The organism is Streptosporangium sp. NPDC001559, assembly GCF_042893955.1.
Taxonomy (GTDB): Bacteria; Actinomycetota; Actinomycetes; order Streptosporangiales; family Streptosporangiaceae; genus Streptosporangium.
Genome location: NZ_JBIAVG010000004.1, coordinates 505,787 through 532,776, shown reverse-complemented (window position 1 = coordinate 532,776; position 26,990 = coordinate 505,787). Strand labels below are relative to the sequence as shown.

The window sequence follows — 26,990 nt, the reverse complement described above, 5'->3', positions numbered from 1 at the left end:
GTGACGTAACCTCAACGCTGTGCATCCCGTCTTCGTTTACACCGTCTCCCGGCTGGGACTCCTGGCCGTGAGCATCGGTGTGCTCTATCTCCTCGGCCTTCGCCAGCCCTTCATCCTGCTGGTCGCCGCATTCCTGGTCAGTGGGGTGGCCAGCTACGTCCTGCTGTCGAAGCAGCGCGACGCGGTGAGTCAGCGATTCACTAAGAATCAGGAGTGATCACGGCAACGGGAACATGCCGACTCGGGCATGGTACTCGTGACCAAGCCGCGTTGTGTCACTACCAACCAGTAACCCTCCGTGATGGGCGAGGAATGCCTTGACGCCGATTCCGCGCTCCCTGGTGGGATTCCACGACAGGGCCTTGCCGGTGCGCGGATCGATCGCCGAGATTCCCGGCCTCGGGACCGCTCCAGGGCCCGCGGAGTCGTGGCCGAGCGGGTTGTTCAGCCACCGCTGGTGCCCGCCGACGTACACGGCCGCGCCCGTCACGGCGACCGCGTAGAGCGAGTCGCCCCCGGTGAGGTTCATCCAGGTGGGCCGCACGTTCTCCAGTGAACTCCGGGGGCGCGTCTCGAAACGCGCCGTGCTGTCGCACGGCTTGTCCGGCCCCTGGGGGCCGCCGGTCGTGACGATCGCGAAGTAGCTCCCGTCCGGGGCGAAGTCCACCCCCCGGACGTAGGAGGGGAAGACGGCCTTGCATCTGGCCGCGTAGGTCGAGGTCCGCCAGTTGGCGACCTTCGCGGGACGGGCGGCGACGTCGACGAGCCCGAGCTGTGGCCGGGAAAGCCCGTTCATGGTGGTGAAGTCACCCGCGACCACCAGCCGGTCCCCGCTCAACGCCATCGAGGCGATCTTGACCCGGCGCCCCCTCGGGTCGCCAAGCCGTACGGCGAAGCCCGCGTCGACCACCCCGCTCACGGCGTCGAGCCTGGCCAGCGCCGTACGGCCGGTCCCGCTGATCCCGATGAAGTCGCCGCCGACGTAGAGCCGGGAACCGGACCTGGCCAGCGCGGTGACCCCGCCCCCGTAGGTCTGGGCGCCGAAGTCCGTCATCGGGGCGCCGTCGGACAGCCGCAGCCTGACCAGGCCGTTGGTGTCCGCCCCCGAGGCGGCGGGCCCGACCCCCGGCAGGTTCTCGGCCTGGGTGGCCGTGGTCTCGGTGAACTCGCCCCCGGCGTAGACCGTGCCGCCGGGCCCGTCGGCCAGCGCCCTGACCTGCCCGTCCAGAATCGGCGCGAAGCCCGCCAGGATGCGCCCGGTGACCAGGTCGTAGGCGAAGATGTTGGAGCGCTCCACCGTGGTCCTGCTTCCGGCGTTCCTCACCTGGCTGAAGGAGCCGCCGACCACCACCGTCCTGCCGACGAGCGCGATGGCGTTGACGATCCCGTCGAGCACATGGGGAGTGTTGTTCACCGGGTTGGCGGAGACGACCCGCGTGTGCCGTACCGTGCCCGCCGCCGCGGGCGAGGCCGCCCAGGGCGGCAGAAGAACCATTGCTGCGACCAGCGCCGAAACGCTCCTGGTAAACATTCGGTAATTCCTAGCAGACCCACAGTGATCAAGCCGTCACTTTCCGTGGATGCCGGAGTGCCCCCGGCCACGACCGCCCCCGACACCGGGAACGAGGACCCGCCCCCGTGCTTCTCGGCGCCGTGCGTGAGGTTTTTGATCTTGCGCTTTACCGGCGCCACGTGTGAAGAGTGTCGGCTTGGGCGCGTCGGTGCTTGGACTGAGGAGCGAAGGAGCGCAGCGGATGAGCGACGAGGGAAAGCACCGACTCAGGGCGCCCAAGCCCGCGACGCCGCCAGGCGTCGCAAAGAGACACAGACGGCGCCAATAAGCTGGGCTCATGACGCGCGCTTCGCTGGACAAGCAGCCGCATGAGGTCGCCGCGATGTTCGATCGCACGGCCCGGCGGTACGACCTGGTCAATGACGTTATCTCCCTTGGCCAGGTCAGGCTGTGGCGCAAGGCGACCGCGGCGGCGGTCGACGCGGGCCCCGGAGAGCTTGTCCTGGACCTGGGCGCGGGCACCGGCACCTCGACCGACACCTTCACCTCCCTCGGGGCGCGGGCCGTCGCCTCCGACTTCTCGCTGGGCATGCTGAGCACCGGGGTACGGCGGCGCGGTGGTTCCGGCATCTCCGGCGGCGGGGTGCGGGGGGTCAGTTTCATCGCGGGTGACGCGTTGCGGCTGCCGTTCGCCGACGACGTGTTCGACGCGGTGACGATCTCGACGGCGTTGCGCAACGTGCAGGACACCGGGCAGGCGCTGCGCGAGATGCTGCGGGTGGCCAAGCCGGGCGGGCGCCTGGTGATCCTGGAGTTCTCCCACCCCACGCTGCGTTCGTTCGACCTGATCTACACGCAGTACCTCATGCGGTTCATGCCGAAGGCCGCCAAGGTGTTCGGTTCGAACGACGACTCCTACGAGTATCTGGCCGAGTCGATCAGGGAGTGGCCGGACCAGGCGGGGCTGGCGAAGATCATTCAGGAGGCGGGCTGGAAGCGGGTCGCCTGGCGTAATCTCGCTCTGGGCATCGTGGCCCTTCATCGGGCATATAAGCCCGCGTGAACATTGACAGGCGATAGCAGTACCCGCCTGACACTTCTCGCCGCAAAGGGGTTAGACTTCGGCGCGACAAGTTTGTGAAGGTCTTCACAAAGGAACGAAAGGCCCCACCCCGAGGCCCTCAAAGCGTGTAGGACAGGACAGGTCCCGTGACCGTGCCAGCCGCCGTACAGCGGAGTGTCGCTGAGGCTGACGCCGACGTCATCGTCGTCGGCGCCGGGCCCGCCGGTTCGACAACCGCTTTCCATCTCGCACAGGCCGGGCTTGACGTCCTGTTGCTCGAGAAAACCACTTTCCCCCGCGAGAAGGTCTGCGGTGACGGGCTGACGCCCAGAGCGGTCAAGCAGCTCATCTCGATGGGCATTGACATCGACGCCCCCGGTTGGGTCAGGAACAAGGGCCTGCGCGTGGTCGGCGGCGGCAGGCGTTTCGAGCTCGACTGGCCCGAACTGGCCAGCTATCCGGACTTCGGGCTTGTCCGCACCCGTCAGGACTTCGACGAGATCCTCGCGTCCAACGCGGTGCGCGGAGGAGTCCGTCTGCTGCAGGGCGTCAACGTCACCGGCCCGATCCTCGACGACCGCAGCGGCCACATCGTGGGCGTGGTCGCCAAGAAGGACGGCGAGGAGGTCTCCTACCGGTCCCGCCTCGTGGTCGCCGCCGACGGCAACTCCACCCGCATCTCGCTGGCGATGGGGTTGCACAAGCGTGAGGACCGCCCGATGGGCGTGGCCGTACGGACCTACTTCACCAGCCCCCGTCACGACGACGACTACCTTGAGATCTGGCTTGAGCTGTGGGACGGCGAGACGCTGCTGCCCGGCTACGGCTGGGTCTTCGGCGTCGGCGACGGCACCTCCAACGTCGGTCTCGGGCTGCTGAACACCACCGAGTCCTTCAAGGGCATGGACTACCGCGACCTGCTCAAGCGCTGGGTCAAGGGCATGCCCGAGGAGTGGGGCTTCAGCCAGGAGAACATGACCTCCCCCATCAGGGGGGCGGCGCTGCCGATGGCGTTCAACCGTCAGCCGCACTACACCAGGGGTCTGGTGCTGGTCGGGGACGCGGGCGGGATGATCAACCCGTTCAACGGCGAGGGCATCGCCTACGCGATGGAGAGCGGTCAGGTGGCCGCCGAGACCATCGTCCAGGCGCTCGGCCGTACGACTCCGGCGCAGCGTGAGCGTGTGCTGCGGGCCTACCCGCAGACGCTGAAGGACGCCTACGGCGGCTACTTCACCCTGGGCAGGGGCTTCGTCGAGCTCATCGGGCACCGCGGGGTGATGGACTTCGCCGCCAGGCACGCGCTGCCACATCCCGGACTGATGCGCTTCGCGCTCAAACTCCTTGGTAACCTCACCGACCGACGAGGCGATGCGTCAGACCGCATCATCAACGCTCTGTCGAAGGTCACGCCGTCGGCATGACCTCAGCAAACGTACGGAACGTGGAAGGCAAGAGCGATGATCGCCCTGCCTAGACTTGCACAACGACCTGAACAAAGAAACGACCTGATGAGCTGCGCGCCGGCGCGCGTGGAGATGGGAGAGGAGGCGTAGCGATGGAGTTGTACGCACCCATCCTGGTGCTCGCCGTTCTCGCGGCGGGATTCGCGATCTTCTCGGTGACGATCGCGCCCTTCACCGGTCCCAGGCGCTGGAACCGCGCGAAACTTGACGCCTACGAATGCGGGATCGAGCCGACGCCCCAGCCGGTCGGCGGCGGTCGCTTCCCGCTGAAGTACATGATCACCGCGATGCTGTTCATCGTGTTCGACATCGAGATCATCTTCCTTTACCCGTGGGCGGTCGCGTTCGACCAGCTCGGGGTTTTCGGACTGGTCGAGATGGTGCTGTTCATCGTCACCGTGCTCGTGGCCTACACCTACGTGTGGCGCCGCAAGGGTTTGGACTGGGACTAGACATGGGTCTTGAAGAGAAACTTCCGAGCGGGTTCATGCTCAGCACGGTCGAACAGGTCGCGGGCTGGGCGCGGAAGAACTCCGTCTGGCCGGCGACCTTCGGTCTGGCCTGCTGCGCCATCGAGCTGATGTCGACCGGTGGTCCCAAGCACGACCTGGCGCGCTTCGGCATGGAGCGCGCCTCGGCGTCTCCGCGCCAGGCCGACCTGATGATCGTCGCGGGCAGGCTCTCGCAGAAGATGGCGCCGGTGCTGCGCCAGATCTACGACCAGATGGCCGAGCCCAAGTGGGTCATCGCGATGGGCGTGTGCGCCTCCAGCGGCGGCATGTTCAACAACTACGCCATCGTGCAGGGCGTGGACCACGTCGTCCCCGTCGACATCTACCTGCCCGGCTGCCCGCCGCGGCCCGAGATGCTCATCGACGCGATCGTGAAGCTGCACGACAAGATCCAGAACATGAAGTTCGGCGCGCATCGTGCCAAGCAGATCGACGAGCTCGAACTGCAGGCGCTGCGGGCGCTGCCCCTGATCGATCAGGGGACCGCCAAATGAGGTGCCGCGACGACCGGCCCCGCGCGACGGACGAGGAGCGGTGAGGGACCGACATGAGCAGTGACAACCTCCCCGGGGTCCCGGAGGAGCCGATCGCCCGTACGGGCATGTTCGGTGCCAAGGGGACCGGTGACACCTCCGGCTACGGCCGCCTGGTCGTACGGCGCAAGCCCGAACTGTCGACCCCCCGCCCCTACGGCGGTTACTTCGACACCGTCGCCGACGAGCTTGAGCGCGCCCTCGGCCCCGAGCTGGCCGACGCGATCGAGCGTGTCGTCGTCGACCGCGGTGAGCTGACCTTCCACGTCAGGCGTGAGCGCCTGGTCGAGGTCGCCAGGACCCTGCGCGACGATCCCGCGCTGCGTTTCGAGCTGTCGCTCGGCGTCTCCGGCGTGCACTATCCCCACCTTGAGGGGGAGGAACTGCACGCGGTGATCCACCTGTGCTCGATCACCCACAACAGGCGCCTGCGCCTTGAGATCGCGTGCCCCGACGCCGACCCGCACATTCCCTCCACGGTCTCTGTCTACCCGACGCACGACTGGCACGAGCGGGAGACCTGGGACTTCTTCGGGATCGTCTTCGACGGCCACCCGGCGCTGACCCGCATCATGATGCCGGACGACTGGGACGGGCACCCCCAGCGCAAGGACTACCCGCTCGGCGGTATCCCGGTCGAGTACCGCGGCGCCGAAATCCCCGCGCCCGACCAGAGGAGGTCGTACTCGTGAGTGCTCCGTTCGAAGAGATCACGGACGCCACCGAGGGCAAGGTCTACACCGTCTCGGGCAACGACTGGACGGAACTGCTCGAGACCCTCACCGGACAGCAGGACGAGCAACTCGTCGTCAACATGGGTCCGCAGCACCCCTCGACGCACGGCGTGCTGCGCCTGGTGCTGAACCTGGACGGCGAGACGGTCACCGAGGCCCGTACGGTCATCGGCTACCTGCACACGGGCATCGAGAAGAACATGGAGTTCCGGACGTGGACCCAGGGGACCACGTTCGTGACCCGCATGGACTACCTCGCGCCGATCTTCAACGAGACGGCCTACTGCCTGGGCGTCGAGAAGCTGCTCGGCATCACCGACCGCGTCCCTGAGCGGGCGCAGGCCATCCGCGTGATGATGATGGAGCTGACCCGCATCTCCTCGCACATGGTGGCCATCGGCACCTTCGGCATGGAGCTCGGCGCGACCACGCCGTTCCTCTTCGGGTCCCGCGAGCGCGAGATGGTGCTCGACGTGATGGAGTACATCACCGGCCTGCGGATGAACATGGCCTACGTACGGCCCGGCGGCGTCTCGGTCGACCTGCCCGCCGGCGCGGTCGACAAGGTCGGTGAGCTGCTCAAGATCATGCCGCAGCGCATCAAGGACATGCGCAAGATGCTCGACGCCAACCCGGTCTACCTGGCCAGGACCAAGGACGTCGCCTACCTCGACCTCACCGGCTGCATGGCGCTGGGGGTCACCGGGCCGATGCTGCGGGCCGCGGGCCTGCCGTGGGACCTGCGCAAGTCGCAGCCCTACTGCGGTTACGAGACCTACGAGTTCAACGTCCCGACCGAGAAGACCGCCGACGTCTACGGCCGCTATCTCGTCAGGATGGCCGAGATGGAGGAGTCGCTCAAGATCATTGAGCAGGCCCTCGACCGGCTCTCCGGACCGCTCAAGGGCGACCGGGTCATGGTGGACGACAAGAAGATCGGCTGGCCCGCGCAGCTCGCGCTCGGCCCCGACGGTCTGGGCAACTCGCCCGACCACATCGCGCACATCATGAGCGGTTCGATGGAGGCGCTGATCCACCACTTCAAGCTGGTCACCGAGGGCTTCCGGGTCCCGGCCGGGCAGGCCTTCGCCTCGGTCGAGTCGCCCCGGGGCGAGCTCGGCGCCCACGTGGTCAGCGACGGTGGCACCAGGCCGTACCGCGTGCACTTCCGCGACCCGTCCTTCACGAACCTGCAGGCGGTGCCCCCGACCTGCGAGGGTGGCATGGTCGCCGACGTCATCTCGGCCGTGGCCTCGATCGACCCGGTCATGGGAGGGGTCGACCGATGAACCAGGAGAGGAACGAGGAGGGGGGCGCGACCGTGGGCACGGGGTACGCACCAGAGGTCCGTGAGCGCCTTGAGCGCGACGCCAAGGAGATCATCGGCCGGTACCCCCGGCCGAGGTCGGCCCTGCTCCCGCTGCTGCACCTGGTGCAGTCGGTGGACGGCTACGTCTCCGACGCCGGACACGAGTTCTGCGCCGAGATGCTGGGCCTGAGCAAGGCCGAGGTGGTCGGTGTCTCCACCTTCTACACGATGTACAAGCGCAAGCCGATGGGTGACTACCACGTCGGGGTGTGCATCAACACGCTGTGCGCCGTCATGGGCGGCGACCAGATCTGGGACGAGCTGTCCGAGCACGCCGGGGTCGGTCACGACGAGGTGACCCCGGACGGGAAGATCTCGCTGGAGCGGCTTGAGTGCAACGCCGCCTGCGACTTCGCCCCGGTGATGATGGTGAACTGGGAGTTCTTCGACAACCAGACGCCCGAGTCGGCCAAGCAGCTCGTCGAGGACCTGAAGGCGGGCAAGGACGTCTCGCCCACCCGGGGTCCGAAGAAGCTGTGCACCTTCAAGGAGGCCTCGCGCGTGCTGGCGGGCCTGCCCGACGGCCAGGCCGGAGACGGCCCCTCCGCGGCGGGCGCCTCCCTGGAGGGCCTGAAGGTCGCCAAGGCCAACGGATGGAAGGCACCTGAGCCATCATGACGACTCTCACCCCGGTCCTGACGGCCAACTGGGACCAGCCGGACTCCTTCACCCTGGACGGCTACGGCGACTACGCGGCGGCCAGGAAGGCGCTGGGCATGGACCCGGACGCCGTCATCCAGGCCGTCAAGGACTCCGGTCTCCGCGGCCGTGGCGGTGCGGGCTTCCCCACCGGCATGAAGTGGGGGTTCATCCCCCAGGGCGACGGCAAGCCGCACTATCTCGTGGTCAACGCCGACGAGTCCGAGCCGGGAACCTGCAAGGACATCCCGCTGATGATGGCCAACCCGCACGCGCTGGTCGAGGGCGTCATCATCGCCTCCTACGCCATCCGTGCCAACCACGCCTTCATCTACGTGCGCGGCGAGGTGCTGCACGTCATCCGCCGCCTGCAGGCGGCGGTCGCCGAGGCCTACGCCAAGGGCCTGCTCGGCAAGGACCTCTTCGGCACCGGGTTCGACCTGGAGCTGGTGGTCCACAGCGGCGCGGGCGCCTACATCTGCGGCGAGGAGACGGCACTGCTCGACTCGCTTGAGGGACATCGCGGCCAACCTCGGCTCAAGCCCCCCTTCCCGGCCGTGGCGGGCCTGTACGCCTCGCCAACCGTCGTGAACAACGTGGAGTCGATCGCGAGTGTTCCCTCGATCATCGCGAACGGCTCCGACTGGTTCGCGGGGATGGGCACGGAGAAGTCCCAGGGCTTCGGCATCTTCTCGCTGAGCGGCCACGTCACCCGGCCCGGCCAGTACGAGGCGCCGCTGGGCATCACACTGCGCGAGCTGCTCGACATGGCGGGCGGAATCCGGGCGGGGCACCGGCTGAAGTTCTGGACCCCCGGCGGATCGAGCACGCCGATCTTCACCGACGAGCACCTGGACGTCCCGCTCGACTTCGAGTCGGTCGGGGCCAAGGGGTCCATGCTCGGCACCCGGGCCCTGCAGATCTTCGACGAGACGACCTGCGTGGTGCGGGCCGTACTGCGGTGGACCGAGTTCTACGCGCACGAGTCCTGCGGTAAGTGCACCCCCTGCCGGGAGGGCACCTACTGGCTCAAGCAGGTGCTCAAGCGGTTGGAGAAGGGACAGGGCACCGAGGAGGACCTGTCCACGATCACCGACATCGCGGACAACATCCTGGGACGCTCCTTCTGCGCCCTGGGTGACGGCGCGACCAGCCCCATCCACTCGTCGGTCAAGCACTTCAGGGACGAGTACCTCAAGCACTTCGAGATCGGCGGCTGCCCGTTCGACCACGCCCCCTCAAGGCTCTGGGGGAACAAGTGAGCGGACGGCACGCAACCGGCAAGCACAGCACCGTTTCGGTCATGAGGCCGACGGAGGAGGCGCCATGACCGTCGAAGCGACCACCCCGGCGCAGACGCCGGTAGAACTGGTAACCCTCACCATCGACGGTTTCCAGGTGAGCGTCCCGAAGGGCACGCTGATCATCCGGGCGGCCGAGCTGCTCGGCATCCAGATCCCCAGGTTCTGCGACCACCCGCTGCTGGACCCGGCGGCCAACTGCCGCCAGTGTCTGGTCGACATCCCCGACGCGGGCAACGGCAGGGGCTTCCCGAAGCCGCAGCCGTCCTGCGCCATCGAGGTCGCCCCCGGCATGGTCGTGCAGACGCAGCTCACCTCGCCCGTCGCCGAGAAGGCGCAGCGCGGTGTGATGGAGCTGCTGCTGCTGAACCACCCGCTGGACTGCCCGGTCTGCGACAAGGGCGGCGAGTGCCCCCTGCAGAACCAGGCCATGTCCAACGGCCAGGGCGAGAGCCGCTTCCAGGAGAGCAAGCGGACCTTCCCCAAGCCCATCGCGCTGTCCACCGAGGTGCTGCTGGACCGCGAGCGCTGCGTGCAGTGCGCGCGCTGCATCCGCTTCTCCGACGAGATCGCCGGAGACCCGCTCATCGAGTTCTTCGAGCGCGGGGCCAAGGAGCAGGTCAGGACCGCCGACGGCGAGCCGTTCGAGTCCTACTTCTCCGGCAACACGGTGCAGATCTGCCCGGTCGGCGCGCTCACCGGCGCCGCCTACCGCTTCCGGGCCCGGCCGTTCGACCTGGTGTCCACGCCCAGCGCGTGCGAGCACTGCGCGAGCGGCTGCTCGCTGCGCACCGACCACCGCCGCGGCAAGGTCACCCGCCGACTGGCCGGGGACGACCCCGAGGTCAACGAGGAGTGGAACTGCGACAAGGGTCGCTGGGCCTTCACCTACGCGACCCAGCCCAACCGGCTCAAGACCCCCCTCGTCCGTGACGAGGAGGGCCACCTGGTCCCGGCCTCCTGGCCCGAGGCGCTGGCCGTCGCGGCCCGCGGCCTGGCCGCGGCGCGGGGCAGGGCGGGCGTCCTGGTCGGTGGCCGGGTCACCGTCGAGGAGGCGTACGGCTACGCCAAGTTCGCCAGGATCGCGCTCGGCAGCAACGACGTCGACTTCCGCGCCAGGCCGCACTCCGCCGAGGAGGAGCGCTTCCTGGCGCACGCGGTCGCGGGCAAGGGCATCGAGATCCGCTACCGCGACCTGGAGAGGGCCCCGGTCGTGCTCCTGGTGGGCTTCGAGCCCGATGAGGAGTCGCCGATCGTCTTCCTGCGCCTGCGCAAGGCGTGGCGCAAGAAGGGCCTGAAGGTCTTCTCGGTCGCGCCGTTCGCCACCGAGGGCCTGGCCAAGATGGGCGGCACACTCGTGCGCACCCTGCCGGGCGCGGAGACCGCGGCCGTCGAGGACCTCGTCTCCGGTGTCTCGCCGATCTCCGAGGAGATCAGGCGGGAAGGCGCGATCATCCTCGCCGGTGAGCGGCTGGCCACCGTGCCGGGCGCGCTCTCGGCCCTGGTACGGCTCGCCGACACCAGCGGCGCCAGGCTCGCCTGGGTCCCGAGGCGGGCGGGAGAGCGCGGCGCCGTCGAGGCGGGCGCGCTGCCGAACCTGCTGCCCATCGGCAGGCCGATCGACGACGAGAACGCCCGCGCCGAGGTGGCCAGGGCGTGGAACGTCTCCTCGCTGCCCTCGACCCCCGGCCGTGACACCTCCGCCATCCTGACGGCGGCGCTCGGCGGCGAGCTGGGCGCCCTCGTGGTGGCCGGCGTGGACCCCTACGACCTGGCCGACCCGGAGGCCGCCCTGGCGGCCCTGGAGAACACCCCGTTCATCGTGAGCCTCGAACAGCGCCCCAGCGCGGTCACCGACCGCGCCGACGTCGTGCTGCCGGTCGCCTCGGTGAGCGAGAAGGCCGGCACGTTCGTCAACTGGGAGGGACGCGGCCGTACGTTCGAGGCGGCCGTCCCGGTCCCCGGCGTCATGAGCGACCTGCGGGTCGTCTCCTCGATCGCCGACCAGATGGACGTCCACCTCGGCCTGCCCGACCCCGCCGCCGCCCGCCGTGAGCTGGCCGCGATCGGCGCCTGGCGAGGCCCGAGGGCCGAGGCGCCGAACGTGGGGGCCGCCAGGACCGCCGCCCCGAAGGAGGGCGAGGCGATCCTGGCCACCTGGCACCGGCTGCTCGACGACGGCCGCCTGCAGGACGGCGAGCCCTACCTCGCGGGCACCGAGCGCGCGACCGTCGCACTGGTCTCCGCCGCGACCGCGGCCGAGGCGGGTCTCACGGACGGCGGTGAGATCACCGTCACCGCCGAGGGCGGCTCGGTGAGCCTGCCGGTCCTGGTCGCCGACCTGCCCGACCGGGTCGTGTGGCTGCCCGCGAACTCCGCGGGCCGTTCGGTGACCCGCGACCTGCGCGCCACGGCCGGTGACGTCGTCAGGCTCGGCGCCGCGACCGCCGCCCAGGTCTCGGGCGCCGTCCGCGAAGTGAATGAGGAGCGGTGAGCGACCAATGAATACGCACTTGCTCGCGGTTGCGGGCGATCCGTCCCTTGCGGACTTCGGCCACGACCCGCTCTGGATCAGCATCATCAAGGCCGTCGTCATCTTCGTCGTCCTGATGCTGGGCGTGCTGTTCGGCGTGTGGTTCGAGCGCAAGCTCATCTCCCGCATGCAGAACCGCTACGGCCCCAACAGGGCCGGTAAGTTCGGTCTTCTGCAGTCGGTCGCCGACGGTCTGAAGATGGGTCTCAAGGAAGACCTCATGCCCAGGACCGTGGACAAGGTGATCTACTTCATCGCCCCGGTCGTCCTGGCGGTCCCGGCCTTCCTCGCCTTCTCGGTCATCCCGATGGGGCCGATCGTCTCGATGTTCGGCGTCAAGACCCCGCTGCAGCTCACCGACCTGCCGGTCGCGGTGCTGCTGGTGCTGGCGATGGCCTCCATCGGCGTCTACGGCATCGTCCTGGCGGGCTGGGGCTCGCGCTCGCCGTACACGATCCTGGGTGGTCTGCGGGCCAGCGCCCAGGTGGTCTCCTACGAGATCGCGATGGGCCTGTCGTTCGTCGGCGTCTTCCTGTACGCCGGGACGCTGTCCACCTCCGAGATCGTCGCCTCGCAGGCCGGGGGCAGGGAGGTCACGCTCGGCGGGCTGACCCTGCAGCTGCCCTCGTGGTACATGATCCTGCTCATCCCCTCCTTCCTCATCTACGTCATCACGATGCTGGGTGAGACCAACCGGGTCCCCTTCGACCTGCCCGAGGGTGAGGGCGAGCTGGTCGGCGGCTTCCAGACCGAGTACTCCAACTCGCTGAAGTTCGCGGTCATCATGCTCGCCGAGTACGTCAACGTCTTCGTGGTCTCCGCGGTGTCGATCACCCTGTTCATGGGTGGTTGGCGGGCGCCGTTCCCGATCTCCATGTGGGAGGGGGCCAACACCGGCTGGTGGCCGCTGCTGTGGTTCTTCCTCAAGATGGTGCTCGTCTTCTCGTTCTTCATCTGGTGCCGCGCCTCGCTGCCGCGAGTCCGTTACGACCAGCTGATGGCCCTCGGATGGAAGGTCCTCATCCCGGTCAACCTCGGCTGGATCCTCCTGGTCGCGACCATGAAGGCCTTCCAGATCCCGGGCGTCAACAGGCAGCTGATCCTGATCCTGGCCGGCCTCGTGCTGGTCGGGTGCTTCGCGCTGTGGTGGCGCTTCGACAACGTGCTGCAGAAGCGCAGAGACGCCAAGGCGGCCCAGGTCGAGGCGGAGTTCGCGCAGCTCGACGCAGAACCGGCCGCGGGTGGCTTCCCAGTGCCGCCGCTCGACCTGCCGCACTACCACGGGGTAGCGCGCAAGGAGGTTCCCAGTGGGAGCAACTGATTGGCTGAACTCCGTCAAGGGGTTCGGCGTGACCTTCCACACGATGTTCAAGAAGGTCGAAACGGTCAACTACCCCGAGGAGAAGCGGCCGACGGCTCCGCGCTTCCACGGCCGTCACCAGCTCAACCGCTGGCCCGACGGCCTGGAGAAGTGCGTCGGGTGCGAGCTGTGCGCCTGGGCCTGTCCGGCCGACGCGATCTTCGTCGAGGGAGCGGACAACACCGACGAGCAGCGCTTCTCGCCGGGCGAGCGCTACGGGCGCACCTACCAGATCAACTATCTGCGGTGCATCCTGTGCGGCCTGTGCATCGAGGCCTGCCCGACCCGGGCGCTGACCATGACCAACGAGTACGAGCTCGCCGATTCGAGCCGCGAGAGCCTCATCTACACCAAGGAGATGCTGCTGGCGCCGCTCGGTCCCGGCATGGAGGCCCCGCCCCACGCCATGCGCCTCGGCGAGACCGAAGAGGACTACTACCGGCTGGGACGAAACAATGGGTGAGACCATCACGTTCTGGGTGCTGGCGGTGGTCTCCGTCGGCGCGGCCCTCGGCCTCGTCTTCAGCCGCAAGGCGGTCTACTCGGCCCTGATGCTGGGCGTGGTCATGCTCTCCCTGGCGGTTCTCTACGCCGTCCAGGACGCGCCCTTCCTGGCCGCGGTGCAGATCATCGTCTACACCGGCGCGGTCATGATGCTCTTCCTGTTCGTGCTGATGCTCGTCGGCGTGGACTCGGCGGACTCCCTGGTCGAGACGATCAAGGGACAGCGGTTCTGGGCGGCCGTCGCGGGTCTGGGCTTCGCGGCCCTGCTCGCGCTCGCGGTCGGCAACACGCTGATCGGCCCGGCCAAGGGCCTGGAGAACGCGGTCAAGCAGGCGGGCGGCAACGTGCCCAGCCTGGCCCAGCTGATCTTCACCAGGTACGTCTTCGCCTTCGAGGTCACCTCGGCGCTGCTGATCACGGCGGCGCTCGGCGCGATGGTCCTGGCCCACCGCGAGCGCGTACGGCCCAAGGCCACCCAGCGTGACCTGGCCCGCGCCCGCTTCAGCGGTCCGCAGCCCTCGCCGCTGCCCGGCCCCGGCACCTACGCCCTGCACAACGCCATCGACATGCCCGCCCTGCTGCCCGACGGCACGATCGCGACCAAGTCGATCAACCGGGTGCTCGCCAGGCACGAGGAGGAGGACGGCGTCACGCCGACCGACCCCCAGCGGGCGGCGATCGTCAAGCAGATCCTCGTCGAGGAGCGGCTGGCGGAGCAGGACGTGACCCCGGACGACTCCCACGCGGACGCGCGGGCCGTCGTCGAGGACAACGTCGCCCAGGACTCCTCCCAGGCCGGCACCGAGGACGAAGCCGTGGACGAGACCGTCACGGACGAGACCGCGACGGGCGAGGCCGTACGGGAAGCCCACCAGGAGGACGGCAAGTGACCACCCACTATCTGGTGCTCTCCGCACTGCTGTTCGCGATCGGCGGCATCGGTGTCCTGACACGACGCAACGCGATCGTGGTGTTCATGTGCATCGAGCTCATGCTCAACGCCTGCAACCTCGCGTTCGTCACCTTCGCCAGACAGCACGGCAACCTGGACGGCCAGATCATCGCGTTCTTCGTGATGGTCGTGGCCGCGGCAGAGGTCGTGATCGGTCTGGCCATCATCGTGATGATCTTCCGAACCCGCAGGTCCGCGTCGGTCGACGACGCGAACCTGCTGAAGTACTAAGAGGTGGCAGGTGCAATCTCTCGCTGAGATCGTTCCGCACTCCGGTGGGGTGGTCGGGGTCTCCTGGCTGATGATCGCGCTGCCGCTGATCGGCGCCGCGATCCTGTTGCTCGGCGGCCGCCGTACCGACCGCTGGGGGCACCTGCTCGGCGTCGCCATGTCGCTGGCCGCGTTCGTCGTCGCGGTGCTGTCCTTCGTCGAGCTGCTCGGTCAGCCGGAGGACAAGCGCCGGATGGCGGTCGAGCTCTACCAGTTCATCCCCGGCGTCGCGAACATGGGCCTCCTGATCGACCCGCTGTCGATCAGCTTCGCCCTGCTGATCACCGGTGTGGGTTCGCTGATCCACATCTACTCGATCGGCTACATGTCGCACGACCCCGACCGCCGCAGGTTCTTCTCCTACCTGAACCTGTTCGTCGCGGCCATGCTGCTGCTGGTGCTCTCCGACAACTACGTCGGACTGTTCATCGGCTGGGAGGGCGTCGGTCTGGCGTCCTACCTGCTGATCGGCTTCTGGCAGTTCAAGCCCTCGGCCGCGGTGGCGGCGAAGAAGGCCTTCATCGTCAACCGGGTCGGTGACTTCGGCCTCCTGATCGCGATCTTCACGATCTGGACCACGTTCGGCTCGGTCACCTTCAAGGAGGCCTTCGGCGCGGCGGGCGGTGCCTCGGAGGGCACGCTCACCGCCATCGGCCTGCTGCTGCTCCTGGGCGCGTGCGGCAAGTCCGCCCAGCTGCCGCTGCAGTCCTGGCTGCTGGACGCGATGGAGGGCCCGACCCCGGTCTCGGCCCTCATCCACGCCGCGACCATGGTCACCGCCGGCGTCTACCTCGTCGTCCGCTCCGGCGCGTTCTTCGAGGCCGCCCCGACCGCGCAGCTCGTCGTGACGATCGTCGGTGTGGCCACGCTGCTCGCCGGTGCGATCATCGGTTGCGCCAAGGACGACATCAAGAAGGGCCTGGCCGGCTCGACGATGTCGCAGATCGGCTACATGATGCTCGGTGCGGGCCTCGGCCCGGTCGGCTACACCTTCGCCATCGCGCACCTGATCACCCACGGCTTCTTCAAGGCCAACATGTTCCTCGGCGCCGGTTCGGTCATGCACGGCATGAACGACGAGGTCAACATGCGCAAGTACGGTGGGCTGTTCTCGGTGATGAAGATCACCGCGATCACCTTCATGATCGGCTACCTGGCGATCATCGGCTTCCCGCTGCTGTCCGGTTACTTCACCAAGGACGGCATCATCGAGACGGCCATGGAGCACAACCAGATCCTCGGCTGGCTCGCCGTCGTCGGCGCGGGCATCACCGGCTTCTACATGTCGCGGATGGTCTTCATGACCTTCTTCGGCAAGCGGCGCTGGGAGGAGGACGCCCACCCGCACGAGTCGCCCGCCGTCATGACGGTTCCGCTGATCATCCTGTCGATCGGGTCGATCTTCCTGGGCGGTTTCCTGGTCCTGGGCAACCGGTTCATGCTCTTCCTCGGCCCGGCCGTCGGCCTGCCGGAGGAGCTGCCCAGCTTCCACCCCTTCAGCGTCCCCGGTCTGGCCACGCTCGCGCTGGTCGCCGTCGGCGCCGCCTTCGCCTGGTTCAGGTACGGCGCCGCCGAGGTGCCCCGGGTCGCCCCGCGCGGCTCGTTCCTCACGACCTTCGCCCGCCGTGACCTGTACGGCGACGCCCTCAACGAGGCGCTGCTCATGCGCCCCGGCCAGTGGCTGACCCGGCTCGCGGTGTTCTTCGACAACCGAGGCATCGACGGCCTGGTCAACGGGCTGGCCGCGGCGATCGGCGGCACCTCCGGGCGGCTGCGCCGCGTGCAGACCGGCTACGTACGGTCGTACGCGCTGTCCATCCTCTTCGGTGCCGCCGTGGTCGTTGGCGCGCTGCTCTACGTAGGGAACATGTGATGCCCTGGCTCTCGACCCTGATAGCCGTGCCCGTCGTGGGCGCGGTGGGTGTCTCCCTTGTCAAGAGTGACAAGCTCGCCAAGCAGGTGGCCCTCGTGGTCTCGCTGGTCGTGCTGGCCCTGACCGCCGTGATGGCGTTCAGGTTCGACCCGGCCCTGGGCGCCGCGAAGGAGACCCGCTTCCAGTTCGCCGAGGTCTACAACTGGATCCCGGCCTTCGGCGTGCACTACGGCGTCGGCGTCGACGGCATCGCCCTGGTGCTGATCGCGCTGTCGGTCATCCTGGTGCCGATCGTGATCCTGGCCTCCTGGCACGACGCGGACGGCACCGGGGCCGCGGCCCCGCCCAAGCGGTCCGTGAAGACCTACTTCGCCCTGCTGCTGGTGCTGGAAGCGATGATGATCGGCGTCTTCGCGGCGACCGACGTCTTCCTCTTCTACGTCTTCTTCGAAGCCATGCTGATCCCGATGTACTTCATGATCGGGTCGTACGGCGGCCCCCAGCGGTCCTACGCGGCCGTGAAGTTCCTGCTCTACTCGCTCTTCGGCGGCCTGCTCATGCTGGTCGCGGTGATCGCGCTCTACGTGATCGCCGAGAAGGGCACCTTCATGTTCCCCGAGCTGGTCGGGGTCATCCAGGACCCGACCACGCAGAAGTGGCTCTTCCTCGGCTTCTTCATCGCCTTCGCGGTCAAGGCGCCGCTGTGGCCCTTCCACACCTGGCTGCCCGACGCCGCCGCGCAGGCCCCGGCCGGCGCGGCCGTACTGCTGGTCGGTGTGCTGGACAAGGTCGGCACCTACGGCATGCTCCGCTTCTGCCTTGAGCTGTTCCCCGACGCGGCCAAGTTCTTCACGCCGCTGGTGATCACGCTCTCGGTGGTCGGCATCATCTACGGCGCGATCGTGGCCATCGGCCAGACCGACATGAAGCGCCTGATCGCCTACACCTCGATCTCGCACTTCGGCTTCATCGCCCTCGGCGTGTTCGCGATGACCACGAACGCGGGCGCCGGCGCCACGCTCTACATGGTCAACCACGGCTTCTCGACCGGTGCGCTGTTCCTGATCACCGGGTTCCTGATCTACCGCCGCGGTTCCAGTCAGATCGCCGACTACGGAGGCGTGCAGAAGGTCGCCCCCGTGCTGGCGGGCACCTTCCTGATCGCCGGGCTCTCCGGCCTGTCGCTGCCGGGTCTGTCGACCTTCGTCAGCGAGTTCATGGTCCTGCTCGGCAGCTACGAGCGCTACGTCGTCCCGACGGTCATCGCGACCACCGGTGTGATCCTGGCCTCGATCTACATCCTGTGGATGTACCAGCGCACGATGAACGGCCCGACGGCGGAGAAGGTCAAGGGCCTGCCCGACCTCGACGCCAGGGAACGGTGGGTGGTCGGCCCGCTGATCGTCATGATCATCGCTCTTGGGTTCTTCCCCAAGCCGGCGCTCGACATGATCAACCCGGCGGTGGACCACACGCTGTCCAACGTTCACATCTCCAACGTCCACATCACTCCGGCCGTCGCTGAGAAGAAGGGGGCCGGGCAGTGAACGGCACCACCATCACCAGCCCGACGATCGAGTACGCGCTGCTGTCCCCGATGCTGATCGTGTTCGGCGCGGCGCTCGTCGGTGTGCTGGTCGAGGCGTTCGCGCCTCGCTACCTGCGCAAGTCGATCCAGATGCCGCTCACGCTGCTGGCGCTGATCGGCGCGTTCGTCACGACCATCCTGACGGCCCTCAACGGCCTGCCGGAGCGGGCCGCCGCCATGGGCGCGGTCGCGGTCGACGGTCCCGCGCTGTTCATCTGGGGCATCATCCTCATCCTGGCCTTCGTCAGCGCGCTGCTGATCAACGACGACGACCAGTTCGTCGCGCAGGCGGCGGCCGTACCGGGCAGCGTGGACGAGGAGGAGGCGGTCCGCAGCGGATTCGCCCAGACCGAGGTCTACCCGCTGCTGCTGTTCGCGGTCGGCGGCATGCTGCTCTTCCCCGCGGCGAACGACCTGCTGGCCATGTTCGTCGGCCTTGAGGTCATGTCCCTGCCGCTGTACCTGCTGTGCGGCCTGGCCCGCCGTCGCCGCCTGCTCTCGCAGGAGGCCTCGGTCAAGTACTTCCTGCTCGGCGCCTTCTCCTCGGCCTTCTTCCTCTACGGCACGGCCCTGGTGTACGGCTACGCCGGGTCGGTCGACCTGAGGGCCATCAGCGAGTCGCTCGGCAGCGTCTCCGGTCAGCAGACCCTGCTGCTCGTCGGCGTCGCGCTGCTCGGCGTCGGCCTGCTGTTCAAGATCGGCGCCGTGCCGTTCCAGGCGTGGAAGCCCGACGTCTACCAGGGCGCGCCGACCGCGGTCACCGCGCTGATGGCCTCGACCGTGCTGGTCGCCGCCTTCGGCGCGCTGCTGCGCGTCTTCTGGGTGGCGCTGGGCAACCTCGACTGGGACTGGCGCCCGGTCATGTGGGGCGTGGCGATCCTGACGATGATCGTCGGTGCGATCCTGGCGATCACCCAGACCGACATCAAGCGCATGCTCGCCTACTCGTCCATCGCGCACGCGGGCTTCATGCTCACCGGCGTGATCGCCACCGGCGCCGCGGAGCAGAACTCCCAGGCGCTGTCGGCGGTCCTGTTCTACATGGCGGCCTACGGCTTCACCACGGTCGGCGCCTTCGCGGTCGTCACCATGGTCCGCGACGCGGGCGGCGAGGCCGGGCACCTGTCCCGGTGGGCGGGTCTGGGCAAGCGGTCCCCGGTGCTCGCGGGCATCTTCGCCTTCTTCCTGCTGGCCTTCGCGGGCATCCCGCTGACGAGCGGTTTCTTCGGGAAGTACGCGGTGTTCACCGCGGCGGTCGGCGGCGGGGTGCTGCCGCTGGTCATCGTGGGTGTGGTGAGCTCGGCGATCGCGGCGTTCTTCTACGTCCGCGTGATCGTGCTGATGTTCTTCAACGAGCCCGCGGCGGACGGCCCGAGCATCGCGACGCCCAGCGTCGGCACCTCGGCTGTGGTCGCTCTGGCGGCAGCGGCTACCGTAGTGCTGGGGGTCTTCCCGCAGCCGGTGCTGACTCTGGCGGACCAGGCTGCGTCCGCGTTGTTCATTCGTTAGAGGAGTAGTGCTTCATGGCTGCGCCACCCGTTGTTGATCTCCCGTTCGTCGACGAGCGGTTGGCGCAGGACCTCGCCGACGGACTGGCGGAGGTCGAGAAGCTGCTGCGGTCCTCGGTCGAGAGCCGGGACTCCTTCGTCACGGAGGCGTCCCGGCATCTCATCGAGGCGGGCGGCAAGCGGTTCCGGGCGATGCTCGTGCTGCTGGCGGCCCAGTTCGGCTCATCCGGGGCTTCGGGGGTGGTTCCCGGAGCCGTGGTCATCGAGCTGACCCATCTGGCCACGCTGTACCACGACGACGTGATGGACGAGGCCCCGGTGCGCAGGGGGTCACCGTCGGCCAACGCCCGCTGGGACAACACCGTGGCCATCCTGACCGGCGACTATCTGTTCGCCCAGGCCTCGGAGATCCTCGCCGATCTCGGCCCCGAGGTCATCCGCATCCAGGCGCAGACGTTCTCCCGGCTGGTGCGCGGGCAGATCCGCGAGACCATCGGCCCCCGCGAGGGCGAAGACCCCATCGCCCACTACATCGAGGTGCTGGCCGACAAGACCGGGTCCCTGATCGCCACCTCAGGCCGGTTCGGCGGCCTGTTGAGCGGTGCCGCGCCGGAGGTCGTCGACCGGCTGACCAGGGCCTGCGAGGCGATCGGAATCGGCTGGCAGCTCGGTGACGACCTGCTGGACGTGGCCTCCGAGTCGGCCGATTCGGGCAAGACGCCGGGAACCGACCTGCGTGAGGGCGTTCACACCCTGCCGATGCTGTACGTCCTGGCCTCGGAGTCGCCGGAGGACGCCCGCCTGCGTGAGCTGCTGGCCGGGCCGGTGGCCGAGGAGGACGTCGAGGAGGCCCTGCGTCTGCTGCGCGCGCACCCGGCGATGGAGCGGGCCCGCGCGGAACTGGTCTCCTGGATCGATCGGGCACGCAAGGATCTCTCCGGCCTTCCGGACATACCCGCCAGGGCCGCCTATCTCGCTCTGTGCGACTACGTCATCGAGCGCTCGGGCTGATCCGCCCCTCGGGGCGTACGGCCCCGCTGTGGGCTTTTCAGCGGGCTTTCCGGCCAACCCCGATTTTTCGGGATTTTTCGCCTTTTGTGGATGGGTGGGCCGTGTCAGCCGACCGGCTCCTCAGTGCTCCTCAGCGGCTCGTCATCTCCGCAGGCTGGACCGTGACGCTCTCACGTACGGCGCGACGGGAGCGCCGGGCCGTACGGAGGCCGTCCCAGGTGAAGACCGACAGGGCCAGCCAGACGATCGCGAACCCGACCCAGCGGCTGGCCGGCATGACCTCGTGGACGACGAGGATCCCGACCAGGAACTGCAGAACCGGGGCGATGTACTGCAGCAGGCCGACCGTGGTGAGCGGCACCCGCAGGGCCGACGCCGTGAAGAGCAGCAGCGGAATGGCGGTGATGATGCCCGCCCCGACGAGCAGCAGGGCGTGCCCGAGGCCCTCGGATCCGAAGGTGTTCTGCCCCTGGCCCTGCAGGAAGGCCAGGTAGCCGAGCGCGGGAAGCAGCAGCACCAGGGTCTCGATGGCCATGCTCTCCGCGGCCCCCACCTGCGCGATCTTCTTGACCAGGCCGTAGGTGCCGAAGCTGGCCGCCAGCGTCAGCGCGATCCACGGCGGCCTGCCGTAGTCGATGGCGAGCAGCAGGACCGCCGCGGCGCCGAGCCCGACGGCTCCCCACTGCCACGGCCGCAGGCGCTCCTTGAGCAGCACGACGCCGAACAACACGCTCACCAGCGGGTTGATGAAGTAACCGAGCGCGCTCTCGACCACATGTCCGGCGTTGACCGCGTAGATGTAGACGCCCCAGTTGACCGTGATGATCGCGGCGGCGAGGGCGAGGAGGGCGAGCTTCTTCGGGGTGCGCAGCAGTTCACGGAACCACGACCAGTGACGTCGCACGGCCAGGATCACGACGACGGCCGCGAGGGACCACACCATGCGGTGGGCGAGGATCTCCAGGGCTCCGGAGGGCTTCAGGAGCGGCCAGTACAGGGGAAACAGACCCCACATGCCGTAGGCGGCGATGCCGTAGAGGACCCCACGTCGTGATTCAGGCATGTCCCCCATTTTTACTGCTTACGTGATTTAACACAAATTAGTGATACTTGCCCGATGATTAAGGTGTGCTTAAGGGAACACGGGAGCGGCCAGGATGGTTCCTAGCTGGTGAGAACGTGTCAGAAGGAGGTTCGCAGCATGGGCTGGCTGTTCGGCAAGGACAAGACTTCCATGGTCGTCCCGGAGAACGCGCTGCCGGGCCGTACCACCCCGATCGCGGTGCCCGCGCGCCACGCGGTCCTCGACGCTCCGCTGGCTCCGCCGTACCCCGAGGGGACCGAGATCGCCGACTTCGGCCTGGGCTGTTTCTGGGGCGCCGAGCGCAAGTTCTGGCAGACCCCGGGCGTGGTCTCCACCTCGGTCGGCTACGAGGGCGGTTACACGCCCAACCCGACCTACGAGGAGGTGTGCACCGGCCAGACCGGCCACACCGAGGTCGTCCGCGTGATCTTCGACCCGTCCAGGGTCTCCTACGAGGAACTGCTGCGCGTCTTCTGGGAGAACCACGACCCGACCCAGGGCATGCGCCAGGGCAACGACGTCGGCACCCAGTACCGCTCGGCGATCTACCACCACTCGCCCGAGCAGGAGAAGTCCGCCCTGGCCTCCCGCGACGCCTACCAGCAGGTGCTCGACGAGGCGGGCTACGGCAAGATCACCACAGAGATAGCCCCCGCGGGCGACTACTACCACGCCGAGGAATATCACCAGCAGTACCTCTACAAGGTCCCCAACGGCTACTGCGGCATCGGCGGCACGGGTGTGGCCTGCCCGGTGGGGCTGGTGCCGACCGAGGAGTAACGCCGTCCTCACCGGTACGGCTCGCGCCCGGTTTCCGGGGGTGAGTCGTACCCGCTTGTGGGGCCCGCCTCGGTCGAGTACGCGTCACTCACCGTGATGCCCCGGACTTCTACCTGACCGCCGCCGACCGTGAGGATCAGCGCGGGCAGACACTGGCTACGGCATCCCGCCTGTTCCTCGCCCTCATCAAGCACGATCCGACCGCCCGCGCGCTGGTCATCGCCATGCCTGAGGTCTTCCCCTGGGTTCGCCACCTCACCTCCGACGAGCTGCGTGCCTTCACCCTCGAACTGGTGGAAGCGCTCTCTGACGCCGCGGAACTGGAGGTCGACCTCACCACACAGGAAGTCATCGCGGGCTGGCGGGCGACCGCTCGGATCAAGGCCGACCCCGTGCACTACGCCCAGGCTCGCAAGGCCACAAGTGGCGACTTCGGGCCGGTAGAGGTTTCAGCATGAGTCCGAAGCGTGGTGACCGGGTCACGGTCCCGCCTCCGGATGACGAATGGGATATCCGGTTCGGTGCCGGTGACGCGGTCAAGGGGCGGGAAGAACTGTGCCGCCACGCCCTGGGCAACACACGCCGATGTTTCGAGACACCGCGCGCCGATCCCCGCTCACGAGCGGACCATGAGCGTCAACATCGCCTACGCGGTGACCTCGCGACTCATCGTCATAATGGCCAGGACCTGGAGCAGTGGGAGTTCGAGGTCACCAGCGGCGGGCGTGTCCGCTATGCCATTGATGACGCCACTCGCACTGTCTGGATCGTCTATGCCTCACCCCGTCACCCGAAAGACACCGACGGCTGAAGCCGGAGGCGGGGAGCTGATCGGGTGATCCCTTGTCCGGACCGTGGAAGCCTCCCGAACTCCGATGGCCGCTGCGGCATCGGCGGCACCAACGTCAAGCTAGGTGACCCGTCGAGGTGGGGTTCCTGCCAGACGGGCCTGGTCCCGACCGAGGAGTAGCTCCACAGCGCTCCGCTGTGCGGCTCGCGCTCAACTCCTGGGCGCGAGTCGTTCTATCGTCTGGCCACACTTGATCCGCGATCGTCCGCCATGTCGGCTGTCCGAATCTCAGCCACTGCCTACAGCTCGGGGGGCGTATACAGCGTGACCATGCCGATGCCGCTCATTGGTGATCATGGCGTCTGACCCGGGTGCAGTGCGGATCAGTCGGCAATCCAGAGGCTCATCGTCATCGCTTGCGTTTATTTCGTTTGTTGCGGATACTGCGAAGAGGAGGTGGAGCGATGACAGATGTGCAGGCCAAGCGAGTGCAACCCGGAAGCATCGATGCTGAGATGGCCAGCCGTGCTGTACGCCGCATCAAGGATTACCTCATGCGGTCTCCCGAGCAGTCGGTCATCCGTGTTGTCGGGGAACACGGTGCTGAGGACCCATTGATCTTGCCTCGGGAAGCCGTGAGCCTGTTGGCCTTCATTCTTGCCCAGGCGGCTGAAGGGCGAGGGGTGACGGTCATCCCCTCTCACGCCGAGCTGACGACCCAGCAGGCGGCGGACATGCTGAACGTTTCGCGCCCCTACCTGATCAAGCTTCTAGAGGAAGGAGAGATTCCCTTCCGCTTGGTTGGTAAGCACAGGCGTGTCACATATGAGGACCTTCAGGAGTACAAACGTCGCGATGACGCCAAGCGCCGTACGGCTGCCGATGAACTGGCTGCGCTAGGCCAGGAGCTGGGCATCTGAGCATGAGCTTTGTGGTGGTCTATGGCGCGAACGTGCTCTATGGCAACACACTTCGCGACCTGCTCATCCGCCTGGCCATGACCGGACGGCTCCAGGCCAAGTGGACCAGCAGGATCCTCGACGAAATGCAGCGTAATCTTGCCGCCAATCGTCCAGACATTCCGGAGGAGAAACTGGGCAAGCTTCGCCTGCTCATGAACTCTGCGGTCCGAGACTGCCTGGTCGAGGGGTACGAACCCTTATCGAGGGACTGAAGCTACCTGACCCGGACGACCGGCATGTGCTTGCCGCGGCGATCAAAGTAGGGGCACAGGTCATCGTCACGTCAAATCTCAGGGACTTTCCTTCGGAACACTTGGCGCCCTGGGAGATTGAGGCCAAGTCTCCCGATGACTTCGTGCTGGACCAGATCGATCTCGATGGACGAGTGGTCTGGGCCTGTGTTCAGCAGATCGCGGACTCGCGGATCAACCCGCCGGAGGCCGTAGACGATGTGCTTGACGCTTTGGAGAAAGCAGGTCTGGTCGAATCAGTCGCCTCTCTCCGGGCCGGTTAGCGGGCCATCGAGGCTGGGGTGACGGTGGGAGTGATTTGCTGGCTGAAGCGAACCGCTATCACCAGCAATACTTGTTCGAGTGCTCAACGGCTACCGCGGCACGGGCGTGGCCTGTCCGGTGTGGCCGGTGTCGACGCCTGTTTCACCGATACGGCTCGCTCCCGCCCCCTGAGTGAGCCGTACCCCGTTTTGTGGTCCGCCTCCGCCTTCCCGGTCGTGAGTCGTGTCTGGCCGCGCGGCGTCGCCGTCGCTTCGCGGACTCGACGAAGGCCGGCTCGTGAGCGCGCGAGGCTTCGGCGAACAGCGTGCCGTGGTCCTGGGGAGCCCCGGTGGGCGGTTCCCCCCAACGGGGCGTGAATGCGCGGCAGCCGGCCCGATCGCTCGGCGATCCGTCGGGGAGGGATAGTTCGTCCTGCGAATTGTAGGACATCCGAATGTTACTCTGAGTGCATGGGAAAGCGTGATGAGGGGCAGATCGGAGTGGTGGCCGCGCTGGTGCGGTCCACGTTCCTGGTGAACGCCGTGTACACCGAGTCCGCCAGGGAGTACGGCCTCACCTCGCAGCAGGGGCAGTTGCTGTGCGTGCTGATGGCGCAGCCGTACGGCATGAGCGAGCTGGGTGCGATGCTGGGGCTGGCCAAGTCGAGCCTCACCGGCCTGGTGGACCGCACCGAGCGCAACGGCCTGGTCCGGCGCGCACCGGACCCGCAGGACTCGCGGGCGGTGCGGATCGCGCTCACCAGGAAGGGGAGCGGGCTCGCGGAGGAGTTCTACGCCGAGACGTGCAGGCGGATCGAGGATCTGGCGACGGGGCTCGCCGACGTCGACCGCGACACGCTCGCCGGCCTGCTCGGCCGCGTCGTGCTGGACAACAAGGTCCCCGTGGTCTTCCTGGAGCCCGGCGAGGGAGCGCACCCGTAACACGGGCGTCAAATCACCCCGGGTTGAAGTTCGTGCAACGAACTAATATGGTTCGTGGCACGAACTCAATCGTTTTTGATGATCGGGGTGTGCGTCATGGATCCTAAGGTCGTGGTCATCGGCGGCGGTTATGGAGGGGCGGCGCTCGCCAAGGCACTGGCCGCTGAGACCGAGGTTGTCCTCATCGATCCCCGGGACGCGTTCGTCAACACGGCGGGTTCGCTGCGGACGCTGACCCGGCCCGAATGGGGGAGCAACATGTTCTTCCCCTACGCCGACTTCCTGACCCGGGGCACGGTGATCCGCGACCGTGCGGTCTCGGTGGATCCCGGCGGTGTCACCCTGGCCTCGGGCGAGCGGGTCGAGGCCGGCTATCTGGTCCTGGCCACGGGTTCCGACTACGCCTACCCGGCCAAGCCCGACGCCGACTCCACCGAGCGGATCCTGGACGACCTCCGCCTGACCCACAAGGAACTGGCCGGTGCCGAACGGGTGCTGATCCTGGGCGCGGGGCCGGTCGGTCTGGAGCTGGCAGGGGAGATCAAGGAGGTCTGGCCGCACAAGCACGTGACCGTCTTCGACCCGGCCGAGCGGTTGCTGCCCGCATTCGATCCGGAGCTGCGCCATGACCTGCACCGTCAGCTCGACGAGCTGGACATCCATCTGCGGCTGGGCGCCGATCTGACCGCGCCGCCGACCACCGGGTCCGGCCGGGCCGAGACCTTCACCGTCACCACGACCGGCGGGGAGGAGATCACCGCCGACATCTGGTTCCGCGCCTACGGTGTGCGCGTCAACAGCGACTACCTCGCCGACGGCCGGCTCACCACCCGCACGCCGCAGGGGCAGGTCCCGGTCACCGAGACGCTCAACGTCCGCGGGTACGACCACGTCTACGCGATCGGCGACATAACCGACGTCGCCGAGGCCAAGATGGCCGGGTACGCGATGCAGCACGCCGAGGTGGTGGCGCGCAACATCATCGCTCAACTGCGCGGCGAGCGGCCAACGGCCGCCTACCGGCCCCTGCCCCACCCGATGATCCTGCTCCCGCTCGGATCACGGGGCGGTGTCGGTCAGCTGCCCACCCCCGACGGTCCGGCCGTCGTCCCGGCCGAGACGGTCGTCCAGTACAAGGGAGCCGACCTGTTCACCGGCCGTTTCACCGAACAGTTCGGCTCCACCTGAAGGCGAGGGGCACACCTCCCTC

General features: G+C 67.8%; 29 protein-coding genes. 26 read left to right on the top strand and 3 right to left on the bottom strand.

The window, feature by feature from the left end; genetic code table 11:
• Positions 1–19 precede the first annotated feature (19 nt).
• On the top strand, positions 20–217 hold the full coding sequence (locus tag ACFYY8_RS12575) for a DUF4229 domain-containing protein (protein WP_352010923.1): 198 nt from the start codon (positions 20–22) through the stop codon (positions 215–217).
• Here the strand turns inward: ACFYY8_RS12575 and ACFYY8_RS12570 are convergent, their stop codons facing one another.
• Positions 218–1,495: a delta-60 repeat domain-containing protein gene (locus tag ACFYY8_RS12570; RefSeq protein WP_390040046.1), complete on the bottom strand. Its 1,278-nt coding sequence runs from the start codon at positions 1,493–1,495 to the stop codon at positions 218–220. It lies immediately after the preceding gene.
• Positions 1,496–1,850: 355 nt separating this feature from the next.
• Here ACFYY8_RS12570 and ACFYY8_RS12565 point away from each other — a divergent pair, with 355 nt between their 5' ends.
• From ACFYY8_RS12565 to ACFYY8_RS12485, 17 genes are all read left to right on the top strand, one after another.
• On the top strand, positions 1,851–2,576 hold the full coding sequence (locus ACFYY8_RS12565; RefSeq protein ID WP_352010921.1) for a demethylmenaquinone methyltransferase: 726 nt from the start codon (positions 1,851–1,853) through the stop codon (positions 2,574–2,576).
• A gap of 146 nt (positions 2,577–2,722) precedes the next feature.
• Positions 2,723–4,000, top strand: coding sequence for a geranylgeranyl reductase family protein (locus tag ACFYY8_RS12560; RefSeq protein ID WP_390040044.1), 1,278 nt, complete (start codon positions 2,723–2,725; stop codon positions 3,998–4,000).
• A gap of 134 nt (positions 4,001–4,134) precedes the next feature.
• Positions 4,135–4,494: an NADH-quinone oxidoreductase subunit A gene (locus ACFYY8_RS12555; RefSeq protein WP_352010919.1), complete on the top strand. Its 360-nt coding sequence runs from the start codon at positions 4,135–4,137 to the stop codon at positions 4,492–4,494.
• 2 nt (positions 4,495–4,496) lie between these two features.
• On the top strand, positions 4,497–5,048 hold the full coding sequence (locus ACFYY8_RS12550; protein ID WP_352010918.1) for an NADH-quinone oxidoreductase subunit B family protein: 552 nt from the start codon (positions 4,497–4,499) through the stop codon (positions 5,046–5,048).
• A 53-nt stretch (positions 5,049–5,101) separates the two neighbouring features.
• Complete coding sequence (locus ACFYY8_RS12545) at positions 5,102–5,779, top strand: NADH-quinone oxidoreductase subunit C (protein ID WP_390040041.1); 678 nt, start codon at positions 5,102–5,104, stop codon at positions 5,777–5,779.
• A gap of 17 nt (positions 5,780–5,796) precedes the next feature.
• Positions 5,797–7,110, top strand: coding sequence for an NADH-quinone oxidoreductase subunit D (locus ACFYY8_RS12540; protein WP_390040095.1), 1,314 nt, complete (start codon positions 5,797–5,799; stop codon positions 7,108–7,110).
• Positions 7,107–7,808, top strand: a complete 702-nt coding sequence (gene nuoE, locus ACFYY8_RS12535) for an NADH-quinone oxidoreductase subunit NuoE (protein WP_390040039.1) — start codon at positions 7,107–7,109, stop codon at positions 7,806–7,808. The genes ACFYY8_RS12540 and nuoE overlap by 4 nt, the downstream gene beginning before the upstream one ends.
• Entirely contained in the window at positions 7,805–9,091 is a 1,287-nt protein-coding gene (gene nuoF, locus ACFYY8_RS12530) for an NADH-quinone oxidoreductase subunit NuoF (protein ID WP_390040037.1), read from the top strand. Before nuoE ends, nuoF begins: the two co-directional genes overlap by 4 nt.
• Positions 9,092–9,155: 64 nt before the next feature.
• The gene (locus tag ACFYY8_RS12525) at positions 9,156–11,624 is read left to right on the top strand and encodes an NADH-quinone oxidoreductase subunit G (protein ID WP_390040035.1); all 2,469 of its coding nucleotides are present in this window, start codon (positions 9,156–9,158) and stop codon (positions 11,622–11,624) included.
• A gap of 7 nt (positions 11,625–11,631) precedes the next feature.
• Entirely contained in the window at positions 11,632–12,984 is a 1,353-nt protein-coding gene (nuoH, locus tag ACFYY8_RS12520) for an NADH-quinone oxidoreductase subunit NuoH (RefSeq protein ID WP_390040033.1), read from the top strand.
• On the top strand, positions 12,971–13,486 hold the full coding sequence (nuoI, locus tag ACFYY8_RS12515; RefSeq protein WP_271216307.1) for an NADH-quinone oxidoreductase subunit NuoI: 516 nt from the start codon (positions 12,971–12,973) through the stop codon (positions 13,484–13,486). Before nuoH ends, nuoI begins: the two co-directional genes overlap by 14 nt.
• Complete coding sequence (locus tag ACFYY8_RS12510) at positions 13,479–14,417, top strand: NADH-quinone oxidoreductase subunit J (protein WP_390040030.1); 939 nt, start codon at positions 13,479–13,481, stop codon at positions 14,415–14,417. The genes nuoI and ACFYY8_RS12510 overlap by 8 nt, the downstream gene beginning before the upstream one ends.
• Positions 14,414–14,710 carry an NADH-quinone oxidoreductase subunit NuoK gene (gene nuoK, locus ACFYY8_RS12505; RefSeq protein ID WP_352010911.1) on the top strand — a complete coding sequence of 99 codons (297 nt, stop codon included), beginning with the start codon at positions 14,414–14,416 and terminating at the stop codon, positions 14,708–14,710. The genes ACFYY8_RS12510 and nuoK overlap by 4 nt, the downstream gene beginning before the upstream one ends.
• A 70-nt stretch (positions 14,711–14,780) precedes the next feature.
• Complete coding sequence (gene nuoL / locus ACFYY8_RS12500; protein WP_352011278.1) at positions 14,781–16,622, top strand: NADH-quinone oxidoreductase subunit L; 1,842 nt, start codon at positions 14,781–14,783, stop codon at positions 16,620–16,622.
• Positions 16,622–18,169, top strand: coding sequence for an NADH-quinone oxidoreductase subunit M (locus ACFYY8_RS12495; protein WP_390040028.1), 1,548 nt, complete (start codon positions 16,622–16,624; stop codon positions 18,167–18,169). Before nuoL ends, ACFYY8_RS12495 begins: the two co-directional genes overlap by 1 nt.
• Positions 18,166–19,719 (top strand): NADH-quinone oxidoreductase subunit NuoN, encoded by a 1,554-nt coding sequence (nuoN, locus tag ACFYY8_RS12490; protein WP_390040026.1) that lies wholly within the window; start codon positions 18,166–18,168, stop codon positions 19,717–19,719. Before ACFYY8_RS12495 ends, nuoN begins: the two co-directional genes overlap by 4 nt.
• Before the next feature lie 14 nt (positions 19,720–19,733).
• Complete coding sequence (locus ACFYY8_RS12485) at positions 19,734–20,729, top strand: polyprenyl synthetase family protein (RefSeq protein ID WP_390040024.1); 996 nt, start codon at positions 19,734–19,736, stop codon at positions 20,727–20,729.
• A gap of 130 nt (positions 20,730–20,859) precedes the next feature.
• Here the strand turns inward: ACFYY8_RS12485 and rarD are convergent, their stop codons facing one another.
• Complete coding sequence (rarD, locus tag ACFYY8_RS12480) at positions 20,860–21,792, bottom strand: EamA family transporter RarD (protein ID WP_390040022.1); 933 nt, start codon at positions 21,790–21,792, stop codon at positions 20,860–20,862.
• Positions 21,793–21,930: 138 nt separating this feature from the next.
• Between rarD and msrA the strand changes: the two genes are divergently transcribed.
• Complete coding sequence (gene msrA, locus ACFYY8_RS12475; RefSeq protein ID WP_390040020.1) at positions 21,931–22,593, top strand: peptide-methionine (S)-S-oxide reductase MsrA; 663 nt, start codon at positions 21,931–21,933, stop codon at positions 22,591–22,593.
• 8 nt (positions 22,594–22,601) lie between these two features.
• Here the strand turns inward: msrA and ACFYY8_RS12470 are convergent, their stop codons facing one another.
• Entirely contained in the window at positions 22,602–22,787 is a 186-nt protein-coding gene (locus tag ACFYY8_RS12470) for a hypothetical protein (RefSeq protein WP_390040017.1), read from the bottom strand.
• A 30-nt stretch (positions 22,788–22,817) separates the two neighbouring features.
• Here ACFYY8_RS12470 and ACFYY8_RS12465 point away from each other — a divergent pair, with 30 nt between their 5' ends.
• From ACFYY8_RS12465 to ACFYY8_RS12435, 7 genes are all read left to right on the top strand, one after another.
• Complete coding sequence (locus ACFYY8_RS12465; RefSeq protein WP_390040015.1) at positions 22,818–23,051, top strand: hypothetical protein; 234 nt, start codon at positions 22,818–22,820, stop codon at positions 23,049–23,051.
• Positions 23,048–23,404: a hypothetical protein gene (locus ACFYY8_RS12460; protein WP_390040013.1), complete on the top strand. Its 357-nt coding sequence runs from the start codon at positions 23,048–23,050 to the stop codon at positions 23,402–23,404. Before ACFYY8_RS12465 ends, ACFYY8_RS12460 begins: the two co-directional genes overlap by 4 nt.
• 443 nt (positions 23,405–23,847) lie before the next feature.
• Complete coding sequence (locus ACFYY8_RS12455) at positions 23,848–24,303, top strand: helix-turn-helix domain-containing protein (protein WP_390040011.1); 456 nt, start codon at positions 23,848–23,850, stop codon at positions 24,301–24,303.
• A 2-nt stretch (positions 24,304–24,305) separates the two neighbouring features.
• Positions 24,306–24,557: a hypothetical protein gene (locus ACFYY8_RS12450; protein WP_390040009.1), complete on the top strand. Its 252-nt coding sequence runs from the start codon at positions 24,306–24,308 to the stop codon at positions 24,555–24,557.
• Positions 24,558–24,583: 26 nt separating this feature from the next.
• On the top strand, positions 24,584–24,859 hold the full coding sequence (locus tag ACFYY8_RS12445) for a hypothetical protein (RefSeq protein ID WP_390040007.1): 276 nt from the start codon (positions 24,584–24,586) through the stop codon (positions 24,857–24,859).
• A 450-nt stretch (positions 24,860–25,309) separates the two neighbouring features.
• Entirely contained in the window at positions 25,310–25,780 is a 471-nt protein-coding gene (locus ACFYY8_RS12440) for a MarR family winged helix-turn-helix transcriptional regulator (RefSeq protein WP_390040005.1), read from the top strand.
• 96 nt (positions 25,781–25,876) lie between these two features.
• Entirely contained in the window at positions 25,877–26,968 is a 1,092-nt protein-coding gene (locus ACFYY8_RS12435; RefSeq protein WP_390040003.1) for an NAD(P)/FAD-dependent oxidoreductase, read from the top strand.
• Positions 26,969–26,990: the final 22 nt, after the last annotated feature.